A 4,312-nucleotide genomic window follows, 5' to 3' on the forward strand; every position below is an offset into this window, starting at 1 on the left:
ATGGCAAATGAAATCGTGAAATATCATCATGAATTAAATACAATTCCGTTACGAAAATTTACCCCCGTTGAAATGAATTTATTTTTCTCTATTGTGTCAAGAATGCGTGAGAAAGGGGATAAAACGGTGCGATTTACGTTTGACCAACTAAAAGATTTAAGCAATTACAAAGCAACTGCAAACGTGCGATTTGTAGAAGATTTAAAAGCAACTTATGAAAAAATCTTATCTTTACGCTTTGGTCGTAGAAGTGAGTCTGGACTTTCTTACGATATGTTTGTGATGTTTACAGAATTTAAAATTAACGGGGACGTAGAAAATCCTTACGTAGATATACGAATTTACGAAAAAGCCCTGCCTTTATTAAATAATTTAGACGAGTGGGTACGCTATTCTTTACAACAATTTAACGAGCTACAAAGTAGCTATGCAAAAACTATGTTTCGGCTGTTAAAACAATACAGAACCAAAGGTTTCGCCTATTTTTCTAAAGAGGACTTTCATGAATTGCTTGATATTCCTAAAAGTTATAGAGAAAGTAATATCGATCAATATGTTATAAAACCTATTCGTCAAGAGTTAACTGCCATTTTTAAGGGGTTAACAATCAAAAAGAAATACGGAAAGGGACGGGGGAAACCTGTCATTGGCTATCAATTTACATTTAAGCCTGAAATTAAAAAAGCAGACGACTTTTACAAACATGCCCCCACCAAAGAAGAACAAGCGAAAGCCTTAGCTTTAGCAAATAAACAAGCAGAATATGAAGAACCAACGACAAGTATTAGCGAAAAAATCAAACAAAAGAAACGGGAATTAGAATTACTTGAACAAATCAAACAACTGGAAAAAGAGAAAGAAGCTTTAGAACAACAAAACAAAGGAGCAGTATCACAAGAAGAACAAAAGAGTCTGTTGGATGACTTGAATCATTTGTTTGATTAGGAGGAACCATGGCGGAGAAAACAATCAAAGAACTTGCGGAAGAATTTCAAGTATCAAAACAAGCAATTAGAAAAAGATTATCTGCTGATTTCAGAGCAAACTATGTGCAAACTGTTACTAGGAACGGGGTGCAAACCCTAGTTGTCAGTGAAAGCGGGTATATCCTTTTAAAACAAGACTTCTTAGGTGGTAACCACGATGCAAACCCAGCGCAACCCGTTACCAGTAACACCGCAAACCAAGAAATTTCTTTTTCTATCTTATGTGAACAGTTGAAAGAAAAAGACGAGCAATTAAAACAAATGCAAAAACTGCTCGATCAACAACAACAACTCACGCTCCAAGCCAACAAACAAATCGAGAAACTGCAAGAACAGCTGCAACTGACTTATGAAGAAACGGTTGAAAATGAAGTCGAACCTGTTCATGAAGAGAACGAATCAAGCAACGAACGATCGACAGAAAAAAAATGGTGGCAAATTTGGAAACAGTAAAAAAAGCTGGCACCTAATCGGTGAAAAGCGTCACCCTTTAGAATATTCGTGTCACCTATTTTGTGATTTCGCCCCCTAAAGGGTGAAAACGACCAATTTCATGACACACGCAAAAAGCCCGACACTGTCGGGTTGGGGACGATTTCGTCCCCCTTTTTGTCTTATGCTCTTGCATTAACTTTACTGATCTTCGCTTGGAACAAATAAAACATGAGCGAAGTGAATTTTTCACACGCTTGACGACCCTGGTGAAAAATGAGCTATGCAAATCTAATTACAGTAATTAGATTTGCATTTTTCTTTCTTGAGCTTTATGTTTCTCTCAGGGAGCACTGGAACTGTACACGAGCTAATTACAGTAATTAGATAATGCTTTTTTGAAAATGCAAAAAACGGGGATTGGGGGGTCTCCCAAAATAAAAAAATTCGCAAGTGTGTCCCCACTTGCCATGCTTGCAAAAAATTCAATGCGGCGCTCAAAAAAATCGCGCCACTCGTTGAATTTATTTTGGGAGATCCCCAATCCCCTTCGTTTCAAAAATGCCAGAAACAAGCAAACGGCAGTTTTTAGAAAAGAGCATAAGGGAAATCTGTACCCAGACTTCGTCTGTTCCCTGCAGTGCAAGGTGATTTTTATGGGTACAACACAAAGGCAAATAACGTTACTTTTCCGTTAACTTAACGTTACCATAACGTTGCTTTTGCGTCAGAAAACGTTACTTTAACGTTAAAGATTTTTTGATTTTCCTGGCAAAACTGTTCCTCTTTGTTATAATTACAGTAATTAGATTTTCAAAGGAGAGAACGAATGAAAACAAAACAATCGCAACGAGCAGCTGTTGCGAACTACCAAGAAAATCTATATACCTATTGGGGGTTTGAAACAGAAGAAGAGCATGAGAAAAAACGGATGGTTCGAGAAAGAAGAAGAGGCCAAGTCTATCGCTCCAATGGAAAAACATGGGCGAAAAAATATGCCAGCCATGAAGAATTGGCTCGCTATATCGACGAACTAAAACAAATTGAACAAAAACGCTTTGACCAGGTATACATAGATGAAACATAGAACCAAATAGATAAAACAAAAAAGGGCGGCTAGTTTGAACCGTCCTTTCAAATAAGAGAAGAGAAATGATCTTCATGACTTTTCGTTACTTTTCAAAAGTAATTCTCAAAAAAAAGAGCATAAAAGAGTATAAAAAATCCACCTAAAAATAACAATACTGGAAAAATCAGGTCTTAAAAATTCACAAACAAGCAGAAAAGGAAACAGCGGAAAATCAACTTTTTCTTGGTGCCTTTCAGGTAGACCAATCACAAATCACAAAAAGCGCCCCTGTATCGACTGGTACAGGGGCTACTTGGGTTACTGTACATTATGTCAACTTTGGTAAAAATAACACGTTGCCTAATTATGTTGAACATATTTTTCGCATTTCTTTTTTTCAAAAATTCTTATCACATTCACAATAATAACCGATGGTATGGTGAAATAAGAAAAAAAATCCGACGGTGACAAAATAAAATATAAGCAAATACCCAATATTATTGCAATAAACAAAGAAATTTTTGTTAATGGCATACAATCACCCCCAAGACTATTTTATTACATAGTTATGATTTGTACTATAAGTGTCGGTTGAGATATTACTAAAGTGAGCAATATAGGTTAATTGTACACCTTTGCCCCTCTTTGCAGCATTTACAAAGACTTGATTTGCATCAACCGCAGAACCAAAAACTAACGAAACTATTCCAGGAGTTAATCCAGTTAATCCAATAAAATTAGTAATTGCACTAATAGTATTCAATTTTTTAGTTTGAGAGCTTAACGATTTACATTTAGCAGGAGTAACATAATAACTCATTTTATAACAAGTATACGAAGTATGATTATGCTTATATCTTGTACTTGCAGCTTCTGCTGTAACGTCGTTAAAAGGAAAAACTCTAAGAGGGACACTAGAACCAACCAAAATGCTAATTAAAAATAATCCTGTAACAACTTTCAAAAGCTTTGCTTTCATCATAATCACTCCTTAAAATAACGTTTTCTTATCATGTGATTATTTTAACAAGAATATGAAAGCGTTGTCAACGGTCGATTTTAGTTTTTTTATTTTATAATTCCCGTTATTTTTAAAGCGATTTTCAGCCATTCTTGAATATGGGGTCACTGGAACAAGGTTAAATCTCCGAAAGCTTACAGAAAAAGCATAATAAGCTTCAGAATCGCTGTAAAGGGGTGTAGAATTCGATTTAAGGCGTTTTATATTGTTTTTTGGCAATTTGTATTACCCAGAGAGTAAAATGTCTCAGATCGGCTATTATAGGTGTCTAAGAAGTTTTAGGGTTGTTAGGGCTTGCCCTGACCGCCTGTAAGGCGCTTTTGAAACAAGATAAGGGATTTTATCCAAGATTGTCTTAGAACGGATTAGACGAGCGCTCAGAGCCTTATAAAGCCCTCTTTGTTCAACGGGTTTGGCAAAGGAGCGAAGGCGACTGCGCAGGTAAAATGTGAGAGCGTAGCGATCACACCTTTTCAGCGAACGTAGGGAGCTGTTTTCCCAGTTTAGGAAAATTCGCGAACCTGTTTGGAGAAAAAAGGAGTGAATTTTAGGCGGGAAATTTTGGCCCCCTCTTTTTATATCTCTTTTTAAACCTCTTTTTAAACCTCTTTACCGTCGTCTGTAGCCTTACTCTCCCAAAGGGTACAGACGTTTATAGGCATGGTTTTGTCTGTTTATAGGCATGGTTTTGTCTGTTTATAGGCATGGTTTTGTCTGTTTATAGGCATGGTTTTGTCTGTTTTGACATGCTTTTATAGGTATAATATACTTATAAAAGCATGTCTATAAAAGGAGAGCATTGAT

The 4,312-nt window shown here is 36.3% G+C and carries 4 protein-coding genes; 3 read left to right on the top strand and 1 reads right to left on the bottom strand.

What is annotated here, in order from left to right; genetic code table 11:
* The 3 genes from IGK61_RS18095 to IGK61_RS18105 all read left to right on the top strand — a co-directional run bounded on the left by IGK61_RS18095 (position 1) and on the right by IGK61_RS18105 (position 2,505).
* Positions 1-945, top strand: coding sequence for a replication initiation protein (locus IGK61_RS18095; RefSeq protein ID WP_438845065.1), 945 nt, complete (start codon positions 1-3; stop codon positions 943-945).
* Positions 946-953: 8 nt separating this feature from the next.
* Complete coding sequence (locus IGK61_RS18100; RefSeq protein WP_438845066.1) at positions 954-1,439, top strand: DUF536 domain-containing protein; 486 nt, start codon at positions 954-956, stop codon at positions 1,437-1,439.
* A gap of 808 nt (positions 1,440-2,247) precedes the next feature.
* Positions 2,248-2,505, top strand: a complete 258-nt coding sequence (locus IGK61_RS18105) for a hypothetical protein (RefSeq protein WP_438845067.1) — start codon at positions 2,248-2,250, stop codon at positions 2,503-2,505.
* 532 nt (positions 2,506-3,037) lie between these two features.
* On the opposite strand, the gene bacA is transcribed toward IGK61_RS18105, so the two are convergent.
* Positions 3,038-3,466 (bottom strand): bacteriocin 51 precursor BacA, encoded by a 429-nt coding sequence (bacA, locus tag IGK61_RS18110; RefSeq protein WP_438845068.1) that lies wholly within the window; start codon positions 3,464-3,466, stop codon positions 3,038-3,040.
* Positions 3,467-4,312 lie beyond the last annotated feature (846 nt).

Source organism: Enterococcus sp. AZ063 (assembly GCF_051715045.1).
Classification (GTDB): domain Bacteria; phylum Bacillota; class Bacilli; order Lactobacillales; family Enterococcaceae; genus Enterococcus_D; species Enterococcus_D casseliflavus.

Coding starts and splice junctions, on each gene's coding strand:
- IGK61_RS18095 (WP_438845065.1), top strand. CDS start 1: ATGGCAAATGAAATCGTGAAATATCATCATGAATTAAATACAATTCCG.
- IGK61_RS18100 (WP_438845066.1), top strand. CDS start 954: ATGGCGGAGAAAACAATCAAAGAACTTGCGGAAGAATTTCAAGTATCA.
- IGK61_RS18105 (WP_438845067.1), top strand. CDS start 2,248: ATGAAAACAAAACAATCGCAACGAGCAGCTGTTGCGAACTACCAAGAA.
- bacA (WP_438845068.1), bottom strand. CDS start 3,466: ATGAAAGCAAAGCTTTTGAAAGTTGTTACAGGATTATTTTTAATTAGC.